Below are 24,356 nucleotides of genomic sequence, written 5' to 3'. Positions count from 1 at the left end.
TGCTTTATTCTCAAATCCTTGCTGCCTCTTTCCGCTAATAGAAAGGTTTATGTCTTTGCAGGAAAATCCATTGTAAACCACAATTATTTATCTTAACTTTGTTCACCAATTAAGTTTGGATAATATGAGTCAAAAAATGTTACTTAATGCCGTAGAGGTAAACATCATTCTTCACAGATTGGCTTGTCAATTAATTGAAAAACATAAAGATTTCTCAAATACCGTATTAATCGGGATACAGCCTAGAGGCATATTCTTGGCAAAACGATTAACCAAAATATTAAAGGACGACTATAAAATAAAAAATGTTCAATTAGGACTTCTGGACATCACATTTTTTAGAGACGATTTTCGAAGAGGTGAAAAACCCCTTGAAGCCAATACCACAGAAATAAATTTTTTAGTTGAAGATAAAAACATTGTTTTTATTGACGATGTTTTATATACTGGACGAAGTATTCGTTCAGCCTTAACGGCCATTCAATCCTTTGGAAGACCAAAGGAAATAGAACTTCTTACCTTAATAGACAGACGTTTTAGTAGACATTTACCCATTCAGCCAAATTATAGAGGCAGACAAGTAGATGCTATAAATAATGAAAGAGTCAAGGTAAACTGGGTTGAGAATGAAGGAGAAGATGCCGTTTATTTAATTGAAAATATAAATGAATAAAGAGTAAAGAGAATAGAATAAAGATTTTATGACTTTTGAAGAACTAGAAAAATTGGACTTTAATAATAATGATAGAAAGGATGCTGTTATCATTTGCTTTGGAAAATTTAATGGTTTAGATGAAATCCATAGGTTAGAAAGTGATCTTTATGAAAATATTCCTGAAAACATTGGTAAGCATGATGGTCACGAAGTCAATATGGATGATACTGATGGTCGATTTTTTACCTACGGAAATAATGCAGAGGAGTTATTTAATGTTATGAAACCTCTTTTAATAAGATATAAGTTTTTAAATGATGCACACGTTTATTTAGAATTTACAAAAAATAATAAAATAATTTCTGAGATTGATTTTAACATAAATGAATGCAAATAATAGGAAGGTTAATATTAAAGCGAACAATTAGAAACCAATACAACATTTCACGTCTGCATTAGTGAAAATTTGTGTAATTCGTGGCAAAAATAAAAAACATGAGTGAACTAAGTGTCAACCATTTACTTGGAATAAAATATCTGAATAAAAAAGATATCGAACTTATTTTTGAAACTGCCGATCATTTTAAAGAAGTGATTAACAGACCCATAAAAAAAGTACCTTCACTTAGAGACATTACTATTGCCAACTTATTCTTTGAAAATTCTACAAGAACCAAACTGTCTTTCGAACTTGCCGAGAAAAGACTTTCAGCAGATGTTATTAATTTTTCAGCATCGCAATCTTCAGTAACAAAAGGAGAAACATTAATAGATACCGTTAACAACATCCTTTCCATGAAAGTGGATATGGTTGTAATGCGACATCCAAATCCTGGAGCTAGTGTGTTTTTATCGCAACATGTGGATGCAAGTATTATTAATGCAGGAGACGGCGCACATGAACATCCTACCCAAGCCTTGTTAGATTCTTATTCTATAAGAGAGCGTCTAGGAGAGGTAAAAGGTAAGAACGTGGTAATTGTTGGAGATATTTTGCATAGTCGCGTAGCACTTTCCAATATTTACGCATTAAAACTCCAAGGAGCTAATGTGATGGTTTGTGGACCGAAAACATTACTACCTAAATATATAGATAAGCTTGGGGTGAAAGTTGAAACTAACCTACGGAAAGCGTTAAATTGGTGTGATGTGGCAAACATGTTACGAGTTCAAAACGAACGAATGGACATTAGTTATTTTCCATCAACCAGAGAATATACGCAACAGTTTGGTGTAAATAAAGCACTTTTAGATTCTTTAGATAAAGAGATTACTATTATGCATCCTGGACCAATAAATAGGGGCGTAGAGATTACAAGTGATGTAGCAGACTCTAAACAAGCCATTATTTTAGATCAAGTGCAAAATGGGGTAGCCGTTAGAATGGCTGTAATATATTTATTAGCTTCAAAAATTAAACAATAAAAATATGATTATAGATAAAGATGGTAATGTTACCGTAATTACCCAAGAAAAAGCATCTGTTTTCGAATTGATAAAGAAACTAGATGTTGTTTACAACCGTTATAAAAATGATAATATCATTATTTCTTTAACAAGTTTAAAAGCCATTCCTTTAGAGGAGGTTATCGAATTTTTACAACTTTCAAATACACACCGAAAAGCAAAACATTCGTTTGTTATTGTTTCAGATAAAGTGAATTTGGACGAGATGCCAGACGAAATTCTAGTGGTTCCAACAATAAAAGAGGCTTACGATATTATTGAAATGGAAGAAATGGAACGCGACTTAGGGTTCTAATAGATTGGTCGTTTGTCGTTTAGCTGTTTAGCTGTGGCATTTTATCAAAACGTGATAAATAATTAATGGGTTCAGCGACTCAAAAACAAACAACTCTACAACAAACATCAAAAATGAAACTCACCATATTAGGCTGTCATAGTGCCGTTCCACGAGCAAATACCAATCCGACATCACAAATATTAGAAATTAAGAATCATATTTTCTTAATCGATTGTGGCGAAGGAACCCAGGTGGAATTGCGAAAAAGTAAAGTGAAATTCAACCGAATTAAACATATTTTTATTTCGCACTTACATGGCGATCATTATTTTGGATTAATAGGACTTATCTCAACGTTTAGATTGTTAACTAGGGAAACCGAACTACATATCTATGCTCCAAAAGGTTTAAAAGAGCTAGTAACACTGCAGATGAAATTAGCCGGTTCTTGGACTAATTATCAGCTAATTTTCCATGAATTGACCTCTATAGAATCGGAACTAATTTATGAAGATGACAAAGTGGAAGTACATACCATTCCTTTAGATCATCGAGTTTATACCAATGGATTTCTATTTAAAGAAAAGCTTGGAGAACGTAAATTGGATATGAATGCCACTTTAAATGCAGATATTGATGTAGCTTATTATAACAAACTTAAACAAGGTTTCGACGTAGAAAATAATCAAGGTGAATTAATAAAAAATGAGACCGTTACAAAGAAGCCCAATAAATCTAAAAGTTATGCTTTTTGTAGTGATACAGCTTATAATGAAACCATGGTGGAACAAATAAAAAATGTTACGGTTTTATACCATGAATCCACCTTTTTAGAAAAGAACGAACAACTTGCTACACCCACCAAGCACAGTACTGCTAAACAAGCAGCAAGCATTGCCAAACAGGCTGAAGTTGGGACATTAATATTAGGACATTTCTCTACGCGTTACGACAATTTAAACGACTTTAAACTAGAAGCTCAAACCATTTTTGATAACGTACAATTAGCGGCAGATGGAAAGGTTTTTGAATTTTAATTAAACTCGTTTAAATTTTGAATCCAATCTATGGCTTCATCTAGAGTTTCGCAACGTTTTACGCTTGTCTGGGAGAAGTGCTTTTCCAATGAGGCATTTTTAAAATTGAAATCGTTGTAGGCTACAATGGCAGTTGCCACAATAAAATTATAATCTTTATAAAAATCTACCCATAATTGTGGTTCTATTGAATAGGAATTCATTCTATTAGAAAGAAATGCTACTTTAAAATTATCACCATAATGATCAGCGATTGAGGAAATAACTTGTTCAATTTTATCCCAATCGAAGTGGATGCCTTCATTTAATTCCGAGACAACTATTTTATCTAAAAAGAAGAAGGTACCAAAAGAAAACTCTATTTTTGAACTTGGAAGTAGGTTAAAATGTTTGCTATTTTCAAATGTCATTGAGGGCAATTTTTTCTTAAATTTATGTGAAATTGTTTATTTATGAAAGGAAAATTCAATTTAATAATTAAATAACATTGTAATGAATACAGATTTAGGCAATTACAGAAAATCTTACGAAAAACAAGAGCTTTTACTTGAAGATACTCCTGAAAATCCATTAGAATTGTTTCAAAAATGGTTTTTTGACGTTGATAAATTTTTTCCAGAAATTGAAACCAATGCTATGACCATTTCTACCTTAGGTTTAGATGGTTTTCCAAAAAATAGAGTTGTGCTTCTTAAAAAATTCACTTACGAAGGTTTTATTTTTTATACCAATTATAAAAGTGAAAAGGGAAAGGCCATTGAAAATAATCCAAATGTATGTTTATCTTTTTTTTGGCATGGAGCCGAAAGACAAATAATTATTAAAGGAAAGGCAAAAAAAATTGCAGACAATTTAAGCGATGGTTATTTTGAATCCAGACCTCGAGGAAGTCAATTAGGAGCCATGGTATCAAATCAAAGTGAAATTTTAGAAAGTAGAGAAGCACTAGAGGAAAAATTAGTAGCTTTAGAAAAGGCCTACGAAGGTAAAGAAATACCGAGACCTGACTTTTGGGGAGGCTTTTTAGTGGAACCAGTTGAAATAGAATTTTGGCAGGGGAGACCTAATAGACTGCATGATAGAATTAGATATTCATTAACTCCAGAATTCGATTGGGTTAAAAATCGATTATCTCCATAAATATTCGTTTAAAAGCTTGTTTTATCATTATGAAAATGCATTTCATCGATTAAATGTATAAAAAATCGACAAAAGACATGTAGTTTAACGATTTTAACATTTTGTTAACAGTTTTTTCTAATTAGGAATTTAAATTAGCAATACCAAATCTAAATTACCTACATAATGAAAAAACCTACTCTATTACCAGTAATGGTATTATTTGCCTTGCTATCATTTTCCTGCTCAACTGATAGCCTTGACGAAACAACAAACAATGCGAATTCTAGTGTTGTTGTTCCAGAAACAAAAGTTATTGAAATTGAAATTTTAGAATTGATTAATGACTACAGATTAAGTGTTGGGTTAAATCCACTTAATAACATGAATTTAATTAAATCTCAAGCTTATGGTCATACAGATTACATGATAGATCATAATAACGTTTCTCATGATAACTTTTTTCAACGTAAAAATTATTTAATTAATAATGCAGGAGCTAATGCAGTTTCTGAGAATGTTGCCTATGGATTTACATCTGCAGAGTCTGTTGTAAATGCGTGGTTAAATAGTCCAGGACATAAAGAAAATATTGAAGGAGATTTTACAGATTTCGATATTTCAGCAGAAAAAAATGATGAAGGCAAATGGTTTTATACAAACATTTTTGTAAAAAAATAGTCAGTTAGTAATAAATTAAAAATTAATATGTAAGCTATATTTATTTTAAGTTGATTAGACCTTAAGTCGAATTAATAGCAAATTTTAAAAACCACTCTATCTATTGTTAAAATAGGAGAGTGGTTTTTTTGTATGCCATATAATCTGTCTTTTCCATGACTTATAACCTATTAGCTAAAACGTATTTACAGGCTTTTTTAAAGATCTCTTTTTAATTTAAGGTTATAGACAGACTCTGAGTTTGGTATATCTCTATCAGGCTTCTAAATCTATTTGTAATAGAATATAATGAAGTTGCAATTTCTTATAAAGGAAGTTCTGTGATTAATTGTTTAAAGTTTGAAGGTTTCATTGGCAGTGACAACTATGTTTCGTTTTAAAATACATCTAGTTGTTTTTAAAGCGAGTAATTATAAAATTTAAAAGCCACTCGAGTTGAGTGGCTTTTAGGTAATAAGACTATTGTTAGGAAGGTTTAATATGTAAGCTATAGATATTAAAAATACTAAATCTTATTACACTTTATTTTAAATGTTTAAGCAGGTTTTTTACTTAAAACATTAAATATTAATTTTCGTTATCGTTAAGAATTATAAATTTAGAACGTCTATTTGCTTGATGTTGGGCTTCAGTACATTCTACGCCACTAGAACAATCGTTAACTAAATCTGTTTCTCCATATCCAATAGCACTAGCAATTCTTTCTTGTGCAATGTTTCTAGAGTATAAATAATCTCTTGTAGATTTTGCTCTTCTATCAGATAATTTCATGTTATAGCTATCTGTACCACGACTATCTGTATAAGATTCAATTTTAATAACCATGTTTGGATGTTCGCGCATAACAGAAACAATATTTTCTAGTTCGTAAGCGGCATCTGGTCTAATATCCCATTTGTCAAAATTGAAGAAAATAGGGTTTATTACAATCTCATTATCATTGATAAGTGGAATTAATAATAAATCGGCTTTATGGACTTTCTCAAATTCATCTGTAGTTTCTAAGGCTACTAAAGCATCCTTGTAATCTGGTTTACTACCTAGTATTTTGTATGTTGAATTACAATCTAAATCGAAAGCATATTCACCAAGTTCATTAGTTGTAATTTCTCTAACAATTTTACCAAATTCGTCTATTAATTGTACCGTTGTCATTGGTAACGGTTCTAGAGTTTTACTATTTCTGGCAATACCTTCAACTTTTTGAGTGCATTCAATAACGGTAAATCCGTAGATATCATCACTTCCTTTTCCACCTAATCTGTTGGAGGAGAAATAGCCTTCGTTAGAATCTGAATCTATAAAGAAAGCGAAATCGTCGTAACCGCTATTATACGGTGCTCCAAGATTGACAGCTTCGGCATCTTCGTTTTTAATATAATCGGATTTAAAAACATCTAATAAACCTAAATTTAAGAATCCATCAGATGAAAAGTAGAGTGTACTATCTTTCGCTACAAAAGGAAAACTTTCACGGCCTTCCGTGTTAATTTTTGGACCAAGATTAGAAACTGCACCATAGGTATTGTCACCTGTTAATTCAACTTTGTATATATCTGTTTGTCCTAGACCACCTTCGCGATCTGAGGTAAAATATAAGGTTTTATTATCAGGACTTAAGGCCGGGTGATACGTTGAAAAGGCATCATTATTAATTGGTAATTCTTCAATATTAGACCAAGTGCTATCTATAAGCGTGGCTTTGTAAATTTTTAATTGAACCGTACCTTCTTTATCCATACGAGCTCTATTTCGTTTACCCACATTCATTCTAGAAAAGTACATGGTATTACCATCGTTCGTTACAATGGCGTCTGCCGTATGTAAATTCTTTTTTTGAACTCCTTCAAAAGATAATTTCTTTACATCCGAAATTTCTTTTTTACCATCTGTAGTAGAAATAGTTCCTTGATAGAGATCTAAAAAAGGCTCATCGTTCCATTTATATATATCATTTTGAATGTCTCTTGCGGATGCAAAATAAATGGTATTGGCATTAACAAAAGATCCAAAATCTGAATAACCAGAATTCATTAAAAGGTTCTCCAGTTTTACAGAAGTCCCAGCAGTAGAAGCTAATTTTTCATATAAATATAAATTGTTTTCTTTTACTTTTTTACCACGACTATCGCCGTCTTGTTTCTCTTTAAATTTTTCCAACCATTTATCAGCTTCTTCGTAATTTTTTAAACTACGTTGTGTCTGGATGTATTTATAAATATGTTCCGCACTAACATCTGAATACTTTGCCAAAGCTTTTCCATACCAGATGGCCGCTTGTTCAGAGTCTGAGTTGTTATAGTAACAATCTCCTAACCTTGTAAGAACATGTTCATTTTCTTTGCCTTTATCTACTGCATCTTGATATAGTTCAGCAGCTTTTAAATAGGCATAGTTGTCAAAAAATTTATCAGCAACTTTCTCTTGAGAAAATAGAAAAGTACTGCTTAATGCAATTATTGTTAATATGACTTTTGTTTTCATGCTGTTATATTTTAGAAGTATCTAGGAGATTTGATTCGTTTAGGTTTAAATAATTCGAACATCAATAAAATTTCATGAGTTCCACCAGTGTAGGCATTGATTTCTGAAAGCGGATATTCGTAAGTATAACCTATTCTAAATTGTTTAGAAACTTGAAAGTCTGTTAAAACACCTATAGCAGACGTGTTTTCGTTAACTCTATATCCACCACCTAACCAGAACTTTTCAAAGAATAAGAAATTCGCTGTTAAATCCAAAGATAATGGAGCTCCATTAGTTGCTTTAACCAAAAAGGCAGGTTTCAATTTGGTGTTTTCGCTTAATGTGAAAACATATCCCCCTGTAAAGTAGTAACTTACTCTCTCTAAAGCTGCAATATCTTGGTTGTTTGCACCCTTAGTATAATCAGTGTTTAAAATTCTAGGGGCAGAAAGACCTAAATACCACATTTGTGAATGCCAGTAAACACCAGCTCCAATATTTGGACTCCAGCGATCTTCTATGCCATAAATGTTAGGATCTTGACTACCTGGATCAACCGCAGTTCTATCTAAACTATAACTTGTAAATCCTGCGTTTACACCAAATGCTAATTTGGTGTTAGCCCCCGTTTGAATAGTATACGAAAAATCGCCATAAACATAAGTAAAACGTTCATCTCCAAGTTTATCATTAATTACAGATAATCCAACACCCATCTTTTCATTTCTTAAAGGTGAGCTAATAGAAAGCGTTTGAGTTATTGGTCCTCCATCGAATCCCACCCATTGACTTCTGTGAAGTGCTACCACACTTAAAGTCTCTCGGCTTCCTGCATAGGCAGGATTTATTGAGATCGTGTTATACATATATTGGGTGAATTGAGGTAATTGTTGTGCAATTCCAACCGTACAACTCAACAATGCTATCGCAACAATGTAATGTTTATAAAGTTTCATAGGTTATCGTTTTTATTTGGTTCCGATGTAGACATATCCTGTAATAGGTTGTAATCCACTATTTTTTAAATTTAGAATATAATAATATGTTCCAGCAGGAACGTTATTAGCATTTCCAATGGATGCTTTAGAAACTGTTCCATTCCAATTATTTTGGTAGTCTCCAGATTCATAAATCATAGCTCCCCAACGGTTAAATATTTTCACATCTATTACAAATCCGCATGTTTCAATTCCAGTCACCGTGAAATATTCGTTCCATTGATCACCGTTAGGAGTAATAGCTTTAGAGATAATCACATCATCGCTACCACATGGAAGTACAATACAGTCATCATTAACCGTTATGGTAACTTCGGTTGTACTTAAGCAACCATTAGAAGCAACAGTATAACTAAACTCATAATTACCTAATGGCACATCTGAAGGATCAAAATAACTACCATCTAAAGATGTTTGACCAGAAATAACTACCCAAGTACCAGAGGTATCTGTTCCATTGTAGTAATCGAATAAGTCTATGGTTCCATCATCAGAACATCTATTATCATCAACTAATTGTACATTATCAGTCATAGTAACGTACACGATTTGAGATGCTGTTCCTATGTTACCACAAGTATCAGAAAATTCCCAAGTCCAAATAATTTCATAATTGTTATTTGTTCCATCAAACGAATTGTCTTCGTTGAAATAAGTTATAGTTACATTACTTGAACAATCGTCAAACTCTAGTGTTGGTACATCAGGAATAACATCACAATTGACAGTAATATCACTTAAGTTATTTGTCACTGTTGGAGCAGTAGTATCAGCTACCGTAATTGTTTGAGAAACAGATGAACTGTTATTACAAGCATCAGTAAATGTCCAAGTACGTATTATAATTACGTTACAAGCATTGGAGTCATCCATAGTTTCTGAAACAACACCAGTAATATCACCAGCACAGTTATCAATAGCAATTAAATCAGCGGCTACAGGTACATCAGCAACACATTCGTAAGTGATGTCCGCTGGAGCAGTTGGTGCTAATGGCGCTATTGTATCAGATATTGAAATTGTTTGAGAAACAGAAGAACTGTTATTACAAGCATCAGTAAATGTCCAAGTACGGATTATGATCACGTTACAAGAATTCGAGTCATCCATAGTTTCTGAAACAACACCTGTAATTTCACCAGCACAATTATCAGTAGCAATTAAGTCAGCGGCTACAGGTACATCAGCAACACATTCGTAAGTGATGTCTGCTGGAGCAGTTGGTGCTAATGGCGCTATTGTATCAGCTACCGTAATTGTTTGAGAAACAGTTGAACTGTTATTACAAGTATCCGTAAACGTCCAAGTACGTGTAATAGTTACATTACAAGGATTCGATTCGTCGGTAGTTTCCGAAACAATACCAATAATATCACCAGAACAACTATCTACTGCCGTTAATTCCACAGCATCTGGAATATCTGAAATAACACACTCTAATGTAATGTCGGCAGGAGCAGCAGGAGCAACAGGAGCAATAGTGTCAACTACTGTTATAACTTGCGTAATAATAGTTTCATTTCCACAAGCATCTGTAGCCGTCCAAGTTCTTTCAATTATTTCTAAAGTTGGACAAGTACCAGTTGTACTCGATTCTATAAATGTAACAGTAGCATCTCCACAATTATCAGTTGCAGTTAATATTGGTGCATTTGGAATAGCATCGCATTCTACAGTTATGTTTTGTGGTGGATTTTGAACAAAACCAGGAGCAGTTGTATCCTGAACGGTTATATTTTGTACATGTGAAATTGAATTTCCACAGGTATCAGAAGCTGTCCATGTTCTTACAATTGTATACTCATTATCACAAGCTCCAGGAGTTTGAGTCTCTGTAAATGTTACAGAAGCATCTCCACAATTATCAGTAGCTGTAAGTTCTGGTATTTCAGGAATATCAGTACATTCTACAGTAATATCTGTAGGTAAAGGTCCATAAGAATTGTTATTTGAACTTACAGAAATATCATCTAATAAGTTACCAACTGAACTAGAAGATCCTGAAACAGCTTGAAATAAAATAATTGTTGAATTATGATTTGCAGGAACGGTATAGTTTACAATATTCTCTTTCCAATCTTCTTGTTCATTTACTTGGAATGTTCCTAATAATGTCAGGTTATTTAAATCATTACCTGCATAAAGTTCTAAAACATCTACGACACTAGATCCAGGTCTTTTTTTATGATAAAAAGTTATTTCTAATTCGCTAGACGGGAGCGTACAGAACTCTTGATATAGATCATCTAAACCTCTACCATTTAATTCAAAATGATAGTTCCCACTATGTGGAATTGAGCCATCGATCTGTCCATTTCTCTGTATTTCTAAAGTTCCATGTGCCGCTGTTGTGCTCCATCCTGGAACCTCTTCATGAGGAAATTGGACATGTTCGCCATTAAAAGTATTGGCTTCAAAAGTTCCATTTATAATTTCGGCAACACAAACAGGCTCATTAACACCAGTAAATTCTGGAGGTGTCGTGTCTGAGACCGTAATAGTTTGAGTAACAGAAGATGTATTATTACATACATCTGTAAAAGTCCAGGTACGTGTAATAATTACATTACAAGGATCCGTACTATCAGTAACATCTATACCAATAATTGTAATGTCACCAGAACAATTATCTGTTGCGGTTAATTCTCCAGGAGCAGGTACATCTGCAACACATTCATATGTAATGTCGGCTGGTGCATCTGGAGCCGTAGGAGCTAATGTGTCAACCACAGTTATAACTTGGGTAATAATAGTTTCATTTCCGCAAGCATCTGTAGCTGTCCATGTTCTTTCAATAATTTCTATTGTTGGACAATCACCCATGGTACTTGATTCAACGAAGGCAACAGTAGCTTCTCCACAATTATCAGTTGCAGTTAATACAGGAGCCTCAGGAATTTCATCACATTCTACAGTAATGTCTTGTGGTGGTGATTGAACAAATCCTGGTGCAGTTGTATCTTGAACTGTTATATTCTGTGTATGTGAAATTGAATTTCCACATGTGTCAGTCGCAGTCCAAGTTCTTATAATTGTGTATTCATTATCGCAACTACCTGGGTTTTGAGTTTCTGTAAATGTAACAGTAGCTTCTCCACAATTATCAGAGGCTGTAAGGATTGGCACTTCTGGAATTTCTGTACATTCTACAGTAATATCTAGAGGCATTGGACCGTAAGAATTATTATTAGAACTTACAGAAATATCATCTAATAGGTTTCCAACTGAAACTGTGGAACCAGATATGGCTTGAAAAAGTATGATTGTAGAATTATGGTTCGCTGGAACGGTATAATTTACAATGTTTTCTTTCCAACCTTCATTCGCATTTACTTGGAAAGTACCTAATAAGGTTAAATTATTAAGATCGTTTCCAGCATATAATTCTAAAACATCTACTACACTAGAACCAGCTCTTTTCTTATGGAAAAACGTGATTTCTAATTCACTAGACGGTAACGTACAGAACTCTTGATATAAATCATCTAAACCTCGACCGTTTAATTCGAAATGATAGTTTCCACTATGTGGCACTGAGCCATCAACTTGACCATTTCTTTGTAATTCTAATGTTCCATGTGGGGCTGTTGTGCTCCACCCCGGAACTTGTGCTTGCGGGAACTGAACATGAGTACCATTAAAAGTATTCGCTTCAAACGACCCATTTATCAATTCAGCAACACAAACAGGATTATTAACTCCATTAAAAGTTGGAGGTGTTGTATCTGAAACAATAATAATTTGTGAAACAGACGAACTGTTATTACAAGGATCAGTAAATGTCCAAGTACGTGTTATAGTTATGTTACAAGAATCTGAGTTATCAGTAATTTCTTCAAGTACACCAACAATCTCTCCAGCACAGTTATCCGTAGCAGTTAATTGAACAGCAACAGGCACATCAGCTACACATTCGTAAGTGATATAGGCAGGAGCAGTAGGAGCTACAGGAGCTATTGTATCTATAATTGTAAAGATGGCAGTTGTTGAACTTTCATTTCCACAACCATCAGTTGCAGTAAAAGTTACACTAGCAGATCCAGTTTCTCCACAATCGTTAGTAATACTAGTGAAATTATTAGACCAAGTTATCGCTGAACAATCATCAGTGGCAGTTGCGCCACCATTATTCATTAACCAAGCTTCTAAAGCTACCGTATTTCCAGACCCATCACATTCCACAGTTTCTGAAGTAGCAACTGTTATTTGAGGAGCAACATTATCAATAATAGAATAAGAAGCAGAGGTGTTAACAAAATTACCACAAGCGTCCGTAGCAGTGAAAGTAATTAAAATAGGAGCTGCACAATCAGAGGCTGTACCACCATAATTATTAGTCCAAGTAATCGTTCCACAGTTATCAGATGCTGAAGCACCACCATTATTATTTAACCATTCTACAATAGCACCATCATTTCCAGTGCCATCACATTGGATATCAATATTAGAAGCTTCAACACTAATTACAGGAGCAATCGTATCTGCTACCGTAATTGTTTGAGAAACAGTTGAACTGTTGTTACAACTATCTGTAAAAGTCCAAGTACGTGTAATAAGGATGTTACAAGGATTGGTTTCATCAGTAATTTCTGAAACTACACCCATAATTGAACCGGCGCAAGCATCGTTAGCAGTTAATTCTGCAGCAAGAGGAACTTCTGAGATACACTCATAAGAAATATCGGCCGGAGCATCAGGTGCTACAGGAGCAATCGTGTCAACTTCAATGATAATTTGAGAAACAGACGAACTGTTATTACAAGCATCAGTGAATGTCCAAGTACGTGTAATAATCACGTTACAAGAGTTAGAATTGTCAATAACTTCTTCTAAAACACCAATAATTTCACCAGAACAATTATCCAAGGCTACTAAAACAGGTGGAACAGGTAAATCAGAGACTATACATTCAACAGTTATATTAGCTGGAGCTTCTGGAGCTACAGGAGCAATTGTGTCTGATACTGTGATTATCTGAGAAACAGATGAACTGTTATCACATGCGTCCGTAAAAGTCCAAGTGCGTGTAATAATTATGTTACAAGGATTTGAGTTATCAGTAATTTCTTCTAAAACACCAATAATGTCTCCAGAGCAGTTGTCCGTTGCCGTTAATTCATCAGCTACAGTTACATCTGTTAAACACTGGTAAGCTAAAGGAGCAGGCGCCGTTGGAGCGACAGGTGCTATTGAATCAATAATAGTAAAGATAGCGGTTGTAAAGCTTTCGTTTCCACAAGCGTCTGTTGCAGTAAAAGTTACAGAAGCAGAACCAGTTTCCCCACAATCATCAGAAAGAGTTGTATAGTTGTTGGTCCAAGATATAGCAGAACAATCATCAGTAGCAGTAGCCCCACCATTACTAGTTAACCAACTGTTTAAATCATCCATATTTCCATTGCCATCACATTCCACTGTAAGCGGACTAGCAGGAGTTGTAATTTCAGGATCTACAGCATCAATAATAGAATAAGAAGCAGACGTATTTACTGAATTTCCACAAGCATCAGTAGCTGTGAAGGTAACAAAAATAGGAGCCGCGCAATCAGAAGCAGCACCACCATAATTATTAGTCCAAGTTATTGCAGAACAATTATCTGAAATAACTGCATAGCCATTATTATCTAACCATTCTTGAATGGCACCATTATTTCCAGTACCATCACATTGTATGTCGATATTAGAAGCTTCGGTTACAATAGTTAAAGGAGTAGGAGTAGCTATTGAGAATGTTCTTTCGATAGTTGATGGAGAACACGCATCAGTAATAGTATAAGTTACAGTTGTAGAACCTCCTTCACATAAAACAGGAGCAGTAGGAGTTCCGTAAGTTCCAGTAGCATCACAGCCACCAGATACAGTAAATCCTTCTAACCATGTATTGAAAGCCGTATCCACTTCAGCTTGAGTTGCATAATCGCAAGCCTCAGCAGAAGCGTTGTCTGGAGCATTTACAACAAGAGCTTCAGGAGCAGTTATTGAGAATGTTCTTTCTAAAGTTGTTGGAGAACAAGCATCCGTAATTGTATAAGTAACCGTAGTTGTACCACCTTCACACAATACAGGAGCCGTAGGAGTTCCGTAAGTTCCAGTAGCATCACAGCCACCAGACACGGTAAATCCTTCTAACCAAAGATTGAAAGCCGTTTCCACTTCAGCTTGAGTTGCATAATCGCAAGCCTCAGCAGAAGCATTAGCCGGAGCATTTACAACAAGAGCTTCAGGAGCAGTTATTGAGAATGTTCTTTCGATAGTTGATGGAGAACACGCATCAGTAATAGTATAAGTAACCGTAGTTGTACCACCTTCACATAAAAGAGGAGCAGTAGGAGTTCCGTAAGAACCAGAAGCATCACAGCCACCAGACACGGTAAATCCTTCTAACCAAAGATTGAAAGCCGTATCCACTTCAGCTTGAGTTGCATAATCGCAAGCCTCAGCAGAAGCATTAGCCGGAGCATTTACAACAAGAGCTTCAGGAGCAGTTATAGAGAATGTTCTATCCATAGTTGATGGAGAACAAGCATCAGTAATTGTATAAGTTACCGTAGTTGTACCGCCTTCACATAAAAGAGGAGCAGTAGGAGTTCCGTAAGAACCAGAAGCATCACAGCCACCAGATACAGTAAATCCTTCTAACCATGTATTGAAAGCCGTATCCACTTCAGCTTGAGTTGCGTAATCGCAAGCCTCAGCAGAAGCATTGTCTGGAGCATTTACAACAAGAGCTTCAGGAGCAGTTATTGAGAATGTTCTATCAATAGTTGATGGAGAACACGCATCAGTAATCGTATAAGTAACCGTAGTTGTACCACCTTCACATAAAAGAGGAGCAGTAGGAGTTCCGTAAGTTCCAGTAGCATCACAGCCACCAGATACAGTAAATCCTTCTAACCATGTATTGAAAGCCGTATCCACTTCAGCCTGAGTTGCATAATCGCAAGCCTCAGCAGAAGCATTAGCCGGAGCATTTACAACAACAGCAGGTGAGTTTATTGTAATTGTTTGTGTATCGTTTGTGGAAACGTCACATTCATTAGTAATTGTAAAAGTTCTAGTTACTAATAAAGGACAAGAACCAGAAGTACTGTCTTGATAAGTAATGCTTGCAACATTATTTTCAGTAAAAGTACCACCTTCAGCTAAAAATTCAGCTTCAGTAATAGTAACTTCAGTTTCAGAATATGCCAAAGCTGTTAAATCTCCGTTTGTTACATCTGCAGATGTACAACCATCAGTTGAGAATCCAACAGGAGCTGTAATAATTGGGGTAGTGCTTGCCTCAACAATTACTTCGAAAGTAGCAGTAGCAGTACAATTAGAATTGTCATCATTTATAACAACTGTATAAGAACCTGCAGCTAAACCAGAAATATCTTGAGTTGTTGAATTAGCTGTATCATTCCATAAATAAGTATAATCGCCAGTACCTCCAGTTACGGAAATATCTATAGCTCCTATATTATTAACATTACAAGTTGTTGGAGTGATACTTTCTAAGGTTATAGTAATTTCATCGTATACAGTTACAACGATAGGGATTCTATTTGGACTAACACAATCTTCGTCAAGACCTTCAGCTACATAATATGTAGTTGAACCAGCAGCAGTCGTACTAGGAGTAATACTAGTTTGACCAATGGTATTTGGATTGTTATTTATATAATAAAACAATAGGTTTCCTTGAGCACTAGGAGTTGCCGTTAAAGGACTCGCAGTTTCATTTAAACAATAGAAAACATCTGTAGCAGTTGGCGTAGAAGTAATGACTTCAACATGTATTGTAAATTGATAATAACAAGTTGATGATCCCGGAGGAATAGCATAGTACGTTCCAGTTACAGGAGGAAATGGATTAGACGCATTATATTCTGTAGTAGTTGGAGTAAGCGGATATTCGTTATAATATCTAGATCCTTGTGGGAATTCTGCACTTACTTGAGATGTTTGAATTGGAGTTGTTCCAATATTACAGAAGTAAAAATCTCTAACAGCAGTGTAGCTACCACAATTTTCAGTAACATATTGTTGAGAATTGATTGGAATAATATAAGGGGTTGGTATTGGTTCTCCAATACAATTTCCAGTGGCATTAAACCCCTGAATTAAATTTTGATTAAATGAGGTTTGAGATGTATTCCCAACACCACTAATCGACCCTCCTAAAGAAATATTAGTACCACAACTTGCATTTACTAATAAAGCACAATCGGTGGTGGCAACTAATTCAAAAGAAAGAGTAGCTAATATGTCATTCGGGTTGGTTGGAACTGGTAATGTCCCAATTTCCCATACAATAGATCCTGTTGCTCCCAAATTAGGATTATAATACGGAGCCGGAACCGGTGGAGAAAATAAAGGTGGATTAACAGTATAAGCAATACTTAAATCGTTATACGAAGATGTATAAGGAATAGGTAAGGTAATTACCGTATTGTTAGTAGCTTCTGTTCCTTTGTTTCTTATCTCCATGCCATATTCTACAGTATCTCCAGGCACTACTTCTAGCGGTACAGGATTAGGCATGTTATTAACATTAGTTGTTGTAACTGTACCTTCAACATCGGGTACATAAGCGTCTACAGAGAAGGTAATATTAAAAATAATGTAAGTGTCTGCAGTAGAACCATACCTAAATCGGGTAGATGTTTGGTTATTGGTTATAATAGTATTGTTAGGATTTGCCACTTCAAACATGGCTATGTCTAATCCTGTATTATTTTGTAATTCTAAATCTCTATCATTTCCTCCAGTAGAAATGGAAGAATTGAAAAAGTTAGTAGCTGTATTTCCTGTATGACTTAAACTTTGATATTGATTATCAGATTGTCTTCTTATTTGAAAATAGTCTCCAGAAATTCCAACATCTCCTTCACCAGCCATCATTCCAAGTTTAAAATCTACATCACCATTTTGAACCGATTTAAAACCAGAAATATCTAAAGTATGGCTCGCATTTCCTCCAGTTACATAAGCATAACCATCAAAAACAGTAACATCACGCCAGTCCATTTTTGAATTTTCGTAAACAACTACCATTCCCCAGCCACCATAGTAACCAGTACTTCCACCATCTCCTTCAGAAAGGGCCATATCTGCAACAAAATATTCACCTATACCACCATTTATAACTTCGGCAGTTACTTCCTTATATCCAGCATACATGCCGTTATCACCAGGATATCTAATGTCTCCTGCTTCTGCAACTAATGTTTGATAAGATTGATTTGGACCTTTAAATTTGATAGTCCTTCTTTGTAAATCTGTAAAATTACTGCTATTACTTCTGCCAGTCCAGTATAGTCCTGCATATATAATATTAGAACAACTTTGGATAGCACCATTTTCTTCAGAGAATTGTAAAGTTGATGATGAGGAGTTGTTAGTAGAAGAATCACCATCTACATCAACAAATTCCATGTCGTTATTACTATTATTTCTAGTAGTATTGTAATTTACTAATGTTAAGTTTGTGTTACCTACCATTGTAAAATCTCCCTTAATATTATAAACAGTTTGACCTGGAGTATATTGGGAAGCTCTTGGAGTAAAAGGAACTCTAACCTGGCTGTAGCTAAATAAACTAGCACCTAATAACATAACCGTTAATAAGACTAGTTGAATTAGGTTTCTATTAGCTTGAATTTTAATAGCGTATAGTTTTTTCATCTGTATAATAATTAATTATTATAATTTAATTTAGGACTGGTTTACAACTTTATAGAATACTGTTGTTACAGAATCTGCATTTAAAAGGAAATTATTTATTTGTTGATCTGAACAATCAAATAAACATTTTACATAAATGTATTTTAACGATGAGAATCCGTTAATTCTGGAAACATCTAATCTGTTAATTAAATCAGAAGCTCTATTTAAGGTTATGGTAATAACTTCAACCCCATTATAAAGATTGTTATTATTTTGTAACATGTTTATAGAAGTTGCATCCAAAAGTTTTAAAACTTTAGGACTAGTTTCTCCTGTAACATTAATAATTGTAGAATTTTCAATATAGATGGTAGGGTTCTTACCATGTAACAATTGATTAGGAATACTTACTGAACTCCTTAAATTGCTGTTTCCAGAATTTTCATCGAAAATCTGGTAAATGTTTTCTTGTGCAAATCCATTAACAGAAAAGAAAACTGTTAGAGCACAAACCATTAGAAAGTTTGATAACGTTCGTTTAATTATTTTTCTCATAATCTTTCAAGTTTAAATGATAAACCTTAAATAATAAAAATGTAAAATCTGTAAATTTGACTTAATTGTTTGTTTTGCAATTTGATATAAAATTGCTGAGGGAAGTACATTGACGCATCAATGCATAATGGATTAAGTTAATTTTTTGACTTGGGATCATTTTTAATTATAGCTTACACAACAAATAAATAGCGATTCTTTGTATCAATCAAAAATAAATGTTAAATAACTTAAATACTCGATAAGCGGACTTTTAAAATCACTTCATCGATGAAATGCAATAATTAACCGAACCAAATAATTCTGGAAATTCTAACTTTTGGGTCTTTCTAATTATTTTTTGTGCGATTTCAAATATTTAATAATTAAATTTAATAGATTTATAATAGCTTACTTTGTTTTATTTGTGGCCAAATTAAGTCATATGTCCGACATGCGCAACACTTTGTCGATAAAAGTTGCTTTTAATCGTAAAAAATGAAAAAACTAATACTTATTAGACATGCTAAATCTTCATGGAGCGAAGGCATATCAGACCATGAAAGAGGATTGGAATCTAGAGGAATCAATGATGCTAAGCTCGTTTCCCTTAGTTTTAAACAGTATCAATTATTACCAAATAAAGTGCTTTCTAGCGCAGCAAAAAGAGCTCAAAATACAGCAGAGATTTTCCTTGAAAATTTGAAAATAGATTCAAATATCATCGAATTTGATAAAAACCTTTACGACTTTTCTGGAGAAAATCTCATTAAAACAATAAAAGCTGTTTCAAATGACATTGAAACCTTAATGGTTTTTGGTCATAATGAGGCATTAACATATTTTGTAAATAATTTTGGTGATAGATATATTGAGAATGTGCCTACAAGTGGGCTTGTAATAATTGAGTTTCAAGTAGATTCTTGGAAATATATTTATAAGGGCGAAACGGTAAAAATTATTTTTCCGAGAGATTTAAGGATCTAAGTACTCTAAATAATTTTGAATATTTTATCTTTTGAAGGGATAGTTTTTTCCTTCAAATAGGTTGTGAACCCTAGTGAAAACAGTTTCTATTAATCTTGATTTTAAAATCATTTTAATAATTTATTCATTGAAAATAATTGTAATAATTTCCAATAAGTATGAAGCCTTTGTATTCGGTATTTCATACTAATAGAATATATTTGTAATATATAAATACCATTTAATGACAAAAAGTGAAAAACTTAACAATAGTTATATAAATAGAGAAATAAGCTGGTTGCAGTTCAATGCCAGAGTTTTACAAGAGGCCGAAGATAAAAATGTGCCATTAATTGAGAGATTAAGATTTGTTGGTATTTTTTCGAACAATTTAGATGAGTTTTTTAAAGTAAGATACGCAACTGTAAAACGGATTGTGGAAGCAGGAAAAGGAGCTAAAAGTGAACTTGGCGGCATTAAAGCTAAAGAGCTTCTTGAAGAAATTACCCAAATAGTTATTGAACAGCAAAGCGAAAGTCTAGAGATTTTAAGCAATATTCAAAGCGAACTTGAGAAAGAAAATATTTTCATTATAAAAGAAAATGAAATAACGACGCAACAGAAACATTTTATTAAGCAATATTATATCCAAAAAGTAAGTCCTGCATTGGTTACCATAATTTTAAGCAATCAAGTGGACCTACCAAATTTAAAAGATAGTGCCTCATATTTAGCCGTTAAAATGGGTTTAAATAATGGGAAACTTAATCAATATGCTTTAATCGAAATTTCAAAAAGCTTGGATCGTTTTGTGGTTTTGCCAGATCAAAATGATAAAAGCTATATCATAATGCTAGACGATTTGTTGAGATATTGCTTAGACGATATCTTTAATATCTTCAAATACGATAGTATTTCTGCTCATATGATTAAAATTACTAGAGATGCTGAATTAGATTTTGAAAGCGACTTAAGTAAGAGTTTTATGGAGAAAATTTCGGATAGCGTTAAACATAGACAAATAGGAGAACCTGTCCGGTTTGTTTACGATAAAACTATAGATGTTGAAACTTTAAACTACTTAATGTCTAAAATGGGAATCGATTCTCACGATAGTATTATTCCTGGAGGACGATACCATAATAGAAGAGATTATATCGCTTTTCCAAGCTTGGGTAGAACAGACTTACTTTATAATAAAATTGAACCTTTACCAATTAAAAACTTAAGTTTAGAAGCTAGTATTTTCGAAAGTGTTGCTAAAAAGGATTATTTGCTTTATGCGCCTTATCAAACGTTTTCCTATGTGGTTAAGTTTTTAAGAGAAGCCGCTTTAGATCCAACGGTAAAAACTATAAAAATTACCATTTATAGATTAGCTGAAATTTCTCACGTAGCTAGTTCTTTAATTAATGCGGTTAAAAACGGTAAAAAAGTAACGGTTTCTATGGAAATACAAGCTCGTTTCGATGAACAAGCAAACATAGATTATGCCCAACAAATGCAAATTGAAGGCATTAATCTAATTTTTGGTGTTCAAGGTTTAAAAGTACATAGTAAAATGTGTGTCATTGAGCGCGAAGAAAATCATAAATTAAAGCGCTACGGATTTATAAGTACTGGAAATTTTAACGAATCTACGGCTCAAATATATACAGATTATACCTTGTTTACTTCAAATCAAAGTATTTTAAAAGATATAAATAAAGTATTTAATTTCTTTGAGATTAACTATAAATTATACAGATATAAGCACATTATTACCTCGCCACATTACACTCAGAAAGGTTTTTTTAAACTTATAGATACTGAAATTAAAAATGTAAAAGAAGGCAAGCCGGCATATATTCAATTAAAAATGAATAGTTTATCAAGTTTTAATATGGTAGATAAACTATATGAAGCAAGTAGAGCAGGTGTTAAGGTTAAAATGATCATTCGCGGGATTTGCTGTTTAATTCCTGGAGTTAAAGGGATGAGTGAAAACATTGAAGTTATTAGTATAGTCGATAAATTTTTAGAGCATACTAGGCTCTATATGTTCTGTAATAACAATAACCCAAAAGTGTATATTTCATCAGCAGATTTTATGACTAGAAACATAGAAAATAGGGTAGAAGTAAGCTGTCCTATTTTGGATGAAGACATCAAACAAGAGCTTATAGATACTTTTAATATTTCTTGGAGCGATAACGTAAAATCTAGAATTCTAGACGAATCTCGAAAAAATGAATACAGAAAAAATAAGTTGCCTAAAGTAAGATCACAATTTGCTTTGTATGATTATTATTTAAAAAAATTAGAAAATTAATATGCTTTCAATAAAGAAATATGCCGCTATCGATATTGGTTCAAACGCTGTTAGATTGCTAATAGCTAATATTATAGAAGAAAAAGGAAAGGAAGCGCGTTTCAAAAAAAGTTCTCTAGTTCGTGTACCAGTTCGTTTAGGCGCGGACGTGTTCCTGGATCAGAACATCTCAGATTTCAACATAGAAAGAATGATAGATACCATGAAAGCGTTTAAATTATTAATGAAAACGCATAATGTGGTAAAATATAAGGCTTGTGCTACTTCAGCTATGCGAGAGGCTATAAACGGGAAAGAGATTTCGGCCTTAATCTATAAAAAAACGAAAATTAGAATAGATATTATTGAAGGAGAAGAGGAAGCGGCCATCATTGCGGCTACGGATTTGAACTCTTATATAGATAAGAATAAAACCTACTTATATGTTGATGTTGGTGGCGGGAGTTCAGAATTTACAGTTATAAATAAAGGAGAAACAGTGACATCTAAGTCGTTTAAAATAGGAACCGTTAGATTGCTGAACGATATTGTTAAAAAAGAAACATGGAACGAATTAGAAGTCTGGATTAAGAAAAACACCGATGCCTTCGAAAAAATTGATGTCATTGGTTCCGGTGGAAACATTAATAAAATATTTAAAATCTCTGGAAAACCTTTAGGAAAACCTTTAACCTATTTCTATTTAACGTCCTATTACAATACCTTACAATCTTATTCTTACGAAGAACGTATTACCGAATTGGATTTAAATCAAGATCGTGCAGATGTTATTATTCCTGCTACTAGAATCTATTTGTCTGCCATGAAATGGAGTGGAGCTAAAGACATTTACGTGCCTAAAATTGGTTTGTCCGATGGCATTATAAAAAGCATCTACTACGATACGGTTTCTAGCAATACACAGTAAAAAGTATACATTTAATCTTTAATATATTTTACTTTTCGGTAAAACGTATATATTAGCTTCATTAGAAACCCGAAACTATTATTAAACTATATTACTATGAAAAAAACAATACTACTTATAGCCTTTGTAATTTGTGCAAACTATTCCTTTTCTCAAGAAGGCATGTTTGGTGTTCGTGCAGGCTTAAACATTTCCAACTTAGATTTTAAACCTAATCCAGATTTTGAAAATACGCATAGAAACGGTTTTGCTTTTGGATTTTTTGCTGAATATGATTTATCGGAAACCCTTGGTATTGCTCCAGAACTCCAATTTTCAGGCGAAGGTGCAAAAAGTAAAGATTTAAGAATAGATTACATACAGTTACCAATATTACTGAAATATAGATTTGGCGATAGATTCTCCGTTGGAGCTGGTCCAATGGTTGGTGTTAAAGTATGGGAGTTTGAAGATGGTTATAAAAACTTTGCTTTCTCGGCATTAGGAGGTGTGGAATTTTTTATTACTGATATCATTTTCATCGATGCCAGATATTCCTACGGATTTACAAATGTTATAGATGACGATTCCTACTATGAAGCAAAAAATAGCAACATTCAAATAGGTGTTGGTGTAAAAATATAATTATCTAAAACTTCAAAAAAAACTCCGATATCTTAAAAAAGTATCGGAGTTTTTTTTATCCATGAATGGTTTGTTTTTTGCTTAAGTCTTTCATGATATTTGCTTCAAAATCAAGAAGGTTTTGCCACTTTTCATCCACTTCTTTTCGGTCTCCATATTGTCTGGCAAAACCTAAAAACATGGTGTAATGGTTGGCTTCACTTACCATTAATTTTCTATAGAATTCAGCCAGTTCTTTATCTTCCAATTCTTCTGAAAGCAGTCTAAAACGCTCACAACTTCTGGCTTCAATTAAGGCAGCATAAAGCAATCTATGTACTAATTGAGTAGTTCTACTTCCTCCTTTTGGGAAAAAAGTAATCAATTGTAAAACATAATCGTCTTTTCTATCGCGACCTAAAATCCAACCATTTTCGATAATGCGATCATGAACCATTTTAAAATGGCTTATTTCCTCCTTTACTAAGGCAATCATTTCTTGAACAAGCTCTGTGTATTCCGGAAACCCTACAATTAGAGAAATGGCAGTACTTGCCGCCTTTTGCTCGCAATAAGCATGGTCTGTTAGAATGTCTTCAATGTTTTTTTCTACTATGTTTACCCAACGTGGGTCGGTTGGTAATTTCAACCCTAACATGATTTTTGGTTTAGTCATTTTTTAAA

At 33.6% G+C, this 24,356-nt stretch carries 17 protein-coding genes; 11 read left to right on the top strand and 6 right to left on the bottom strand.

The window, feature by feature from the left end; genetic code table 11:
• The first annotated feature begins 124 nt into the window (after positions 1-124).
• The 5 genes from pyrR to IEV77_RS10875 all read left to right on the top strand — a co-directional run bounded on the left by pyrR (position 125) and on the right by IEV77_RS10875 (position 3,436).
• Entirely contained in the window at positions 125-673 is a 549-nt protein-coding gene (pyrR, locus tag IEV77_RS10895) for a bifunctional pyr operon transcriptional regulator/uracil phosphoribosyltransferase PyrR (protein WP_188464635.1), read from the top strand.
• 28 nt (positions 674-701) lie between these two features.
• Positions 702-1,052, top strand: coding sequence for a hypothetical protein (locus IEV77_RS10890; RefSeq protein WP_188464633.1), 351 nt, complete (start codon positions 702-704; stop codon positions 1,050-1,052).
• Positions 1,053-1,150: 98 nt separating this feature from the next.
• Entirely contained in the window at positions 1,151-2,080 is a 930-nt protein-coding gene (locus tag IEV77_RS10885; RefSeq protein WP_188464631.1) for an aspartate carbamoyltransferase catalytic subunit, read from the top strand.
• Between the two features lie 4 nt (positions 2,081-2,084).
• Positions 2,085-2,417: a ribonuclease Z gene (locus IEV77_RS10880; RefSeq protein ID WP_188464629.1), complete on the top strand. Its 333-nt coding sequence runs from the start codon at positions 2,085-2,087 to the stop codon at positions 2,415-2,417.
• Between the two features lie 113 nt (positions 2,418-2,530).
• On the top strand, positions 2,531-3,436 hold the full coding sequence (locus tag IEV77_RS10875; RefSeq protein WP_188464627.1) for a ribonuclease Z: 906 nt from the start codon (positions 2,531-2,533) through the stop codon (positions 3,434-3,436).
• Here IEV77_RS10875 and IEV77_RS10870 read toward each other — a convergent pair.
• Positions 3,433-3,846: a hypothetical protein gene (locus tag IEV77_RS10870; protein WP_188464625.1), complete on the bottom strand. Its 414-nt coding sequence runs from the start codon at positions 3,844-3,846 to the stop codon at positions 3,433-3,435. The genes IEV77_RS10875 and IEV77_RS10870 overlap by 4 nt on opposite strands.
• Positions 3,847-3,928: 82 nt before the next feature.
• Between IEV77_RS10870 and pdxH the strand changes: the two genes are divergently transcribed.
• Both pdxH and IEV77_RS10860 read left to right on the top strand, forming a co-directional pair.
• A complete protein-coding gene (pdxH, locus tag IEV77_RS10865) occupies positions 3,929-4,576 on the top strand; it encodes a pyridoxamine 5'-phosphate oxidase (RefSeq protein ID WP_188464623.1) in 648 nt (215 codons plus the stop codon).
• Positions 4,577-4,741: 165 nt separating this feature from the next.
• Positions 4,742-5,236: a CAP domain-containing protein gene (locus IEV77_RS10860; protein ID WP_229736653.1), complete on the top strand. Its 495-nt coding sequence runs from the start codon at positions 4,742-4,744 to the stop codon at positions 5,234-5,236.
• A 567-nt stretch (positions 5,237-5,803) separates the two neighbouring features.
• On the opposite strand, the gene IEV77_RS10855 is transcribed toward IEV77_RS10860, so the two are convergent.
• The 4 genes from IEV77_RS10855 to IEV77_RS10840 are packed head-to-tail and all read right to left on the bottom strand — an operon-like array spanning position 5,804 to position 18,906.
• Positions 5,804-7,720, bottom strand: coding sequence for an OmpA family protein (locus IEV77_RS10855; RefSeq protein WP_188464621.1), 1,917 nt, complete (start codon positions 7,718-7,720; stop codon positions 5,804-5,806).
• An 11-nt stretch (positions 7,721-7,731) separates the two neighbouring features.
• Positions 7,732-8,658 carry a PorP/SprF family type IX secretion system membrane protein gene (locus tag IEV77_RS10850; protein ID WP_188464619.1) on the bottom strand — a complete coding sequence of 309 codons (927 nt, stop codon included), beginning with the start codon at positions 8,656-8,658 and terminating at the stop codon, positions 7,732-7,734.
• Between the two features lie 12 nt (positions 8,659-8,670).
• Positions 8,671-18,369, bottom strand: a complete 9,699-nt coding sequence (locus IEV77_RS10845; protein ID WP_188464617.1) for an HYR-like domain-containing protein — start codon at positions 18,367-18,369, stop codon at positions 8,671-8,673.
• Between the two features lie 30 nt (positions 18,370-18,399).
• Positions 18,400-18,906, bottom strand: a complete 507-nt coding sequence (locus IEV77_RS10840; RefSeq protein ID WP_188464615.1) for a hypothetical protein — start codon at positions 18,904-18,906, stop codon at positions 18,400-18,402.
• A 477-nt stretch (positions 18,907-19,383) separates the two neighbouring features.
• Here IEV77_RS10840 and IEV77_RS10835 point away from each other — a divergent pair, with 477 nt between their 5' ends.
• The 4 genes from IEV77_RS10835 (at position 19,384) to IEV77_RS10820 (ending at position 23,693) form a co-directional block, all read left to right on the top strand.
• A complete protein-coding gene (locus IEV77_RS10835; protein WP_188464613.1) occupies positions 19,384-19,872 on the top strand; it encodes a SixA phosphatase family protein in 489 nt (162 codons plus the stop codon).
• Positions 19,873-20,095: 223 nt separating this feature from the next.
• A complete protein-coding gene (gene ppk1 / locus IEV77_RS10830) occupies positions 20,096-22,162 on the top strand; it encodes a polyphosphate kinase 1 (RefSeq protein ID WP_188464611.1) in 2,067 nt (688 codons plus the stop codon).
• A 1-nt stretch (position 22,163) separates the two neighbouring features.
• Positions 22,164-23,069, top strand: a complete 906-nt coding sequence (locus IEV77_RS10825; protein ID WP_188464609.1) for a Ppx/GppA phosphatase family protein — start codon at positions 22,164-22,166, stop codon at positions 23,067-23,069.
• 96 nt (positions 23,070-23,165) lie between these two features.
• The gene (locus tag IEV77_RS10820) at positions 23,166-23,693 is read left to right on the top strand and encodes a porin family protein (protein WP_188464607.1); all 528 of its coding nucleotides are present in this window, start codon (positions 23,166-23,168) and stop codon (positions 23,691-23,693) included.
• 55 nt (positions 23,694-23,748) lie between these two features.
• On the opposite strand, the gene IEV77_RS10815 is transcribed toward IEV77_RS10820, so the two are convergent.
• Positions 23,749-24,330, bottom strand: coding sequence for a MiaE family protein (locus tag IEV77_RS10815; protein WP_188464893.1), 582 nt, complete (start codon positions 24,328-24,330; stop codon positions 23,749-23,751).
• Positions 24,331-24,356 lie beyond the last annotated feature (26 nt).

It is taken from the genome of Xanthomarina arctica, from assembly GCF_014638915.1.
Lineage (GTDB): Bacteria > Bacteroidota > Bacteroidia > Flavobacteriales > Flavobacteriaceae > Xanthomarina > Xanthomarina arctica.
The sequence above is the reverse complement of the archived record's forward strand: the minus strand, read 5'-3'. Positions and strand labels throughout refer to the sequence as shown.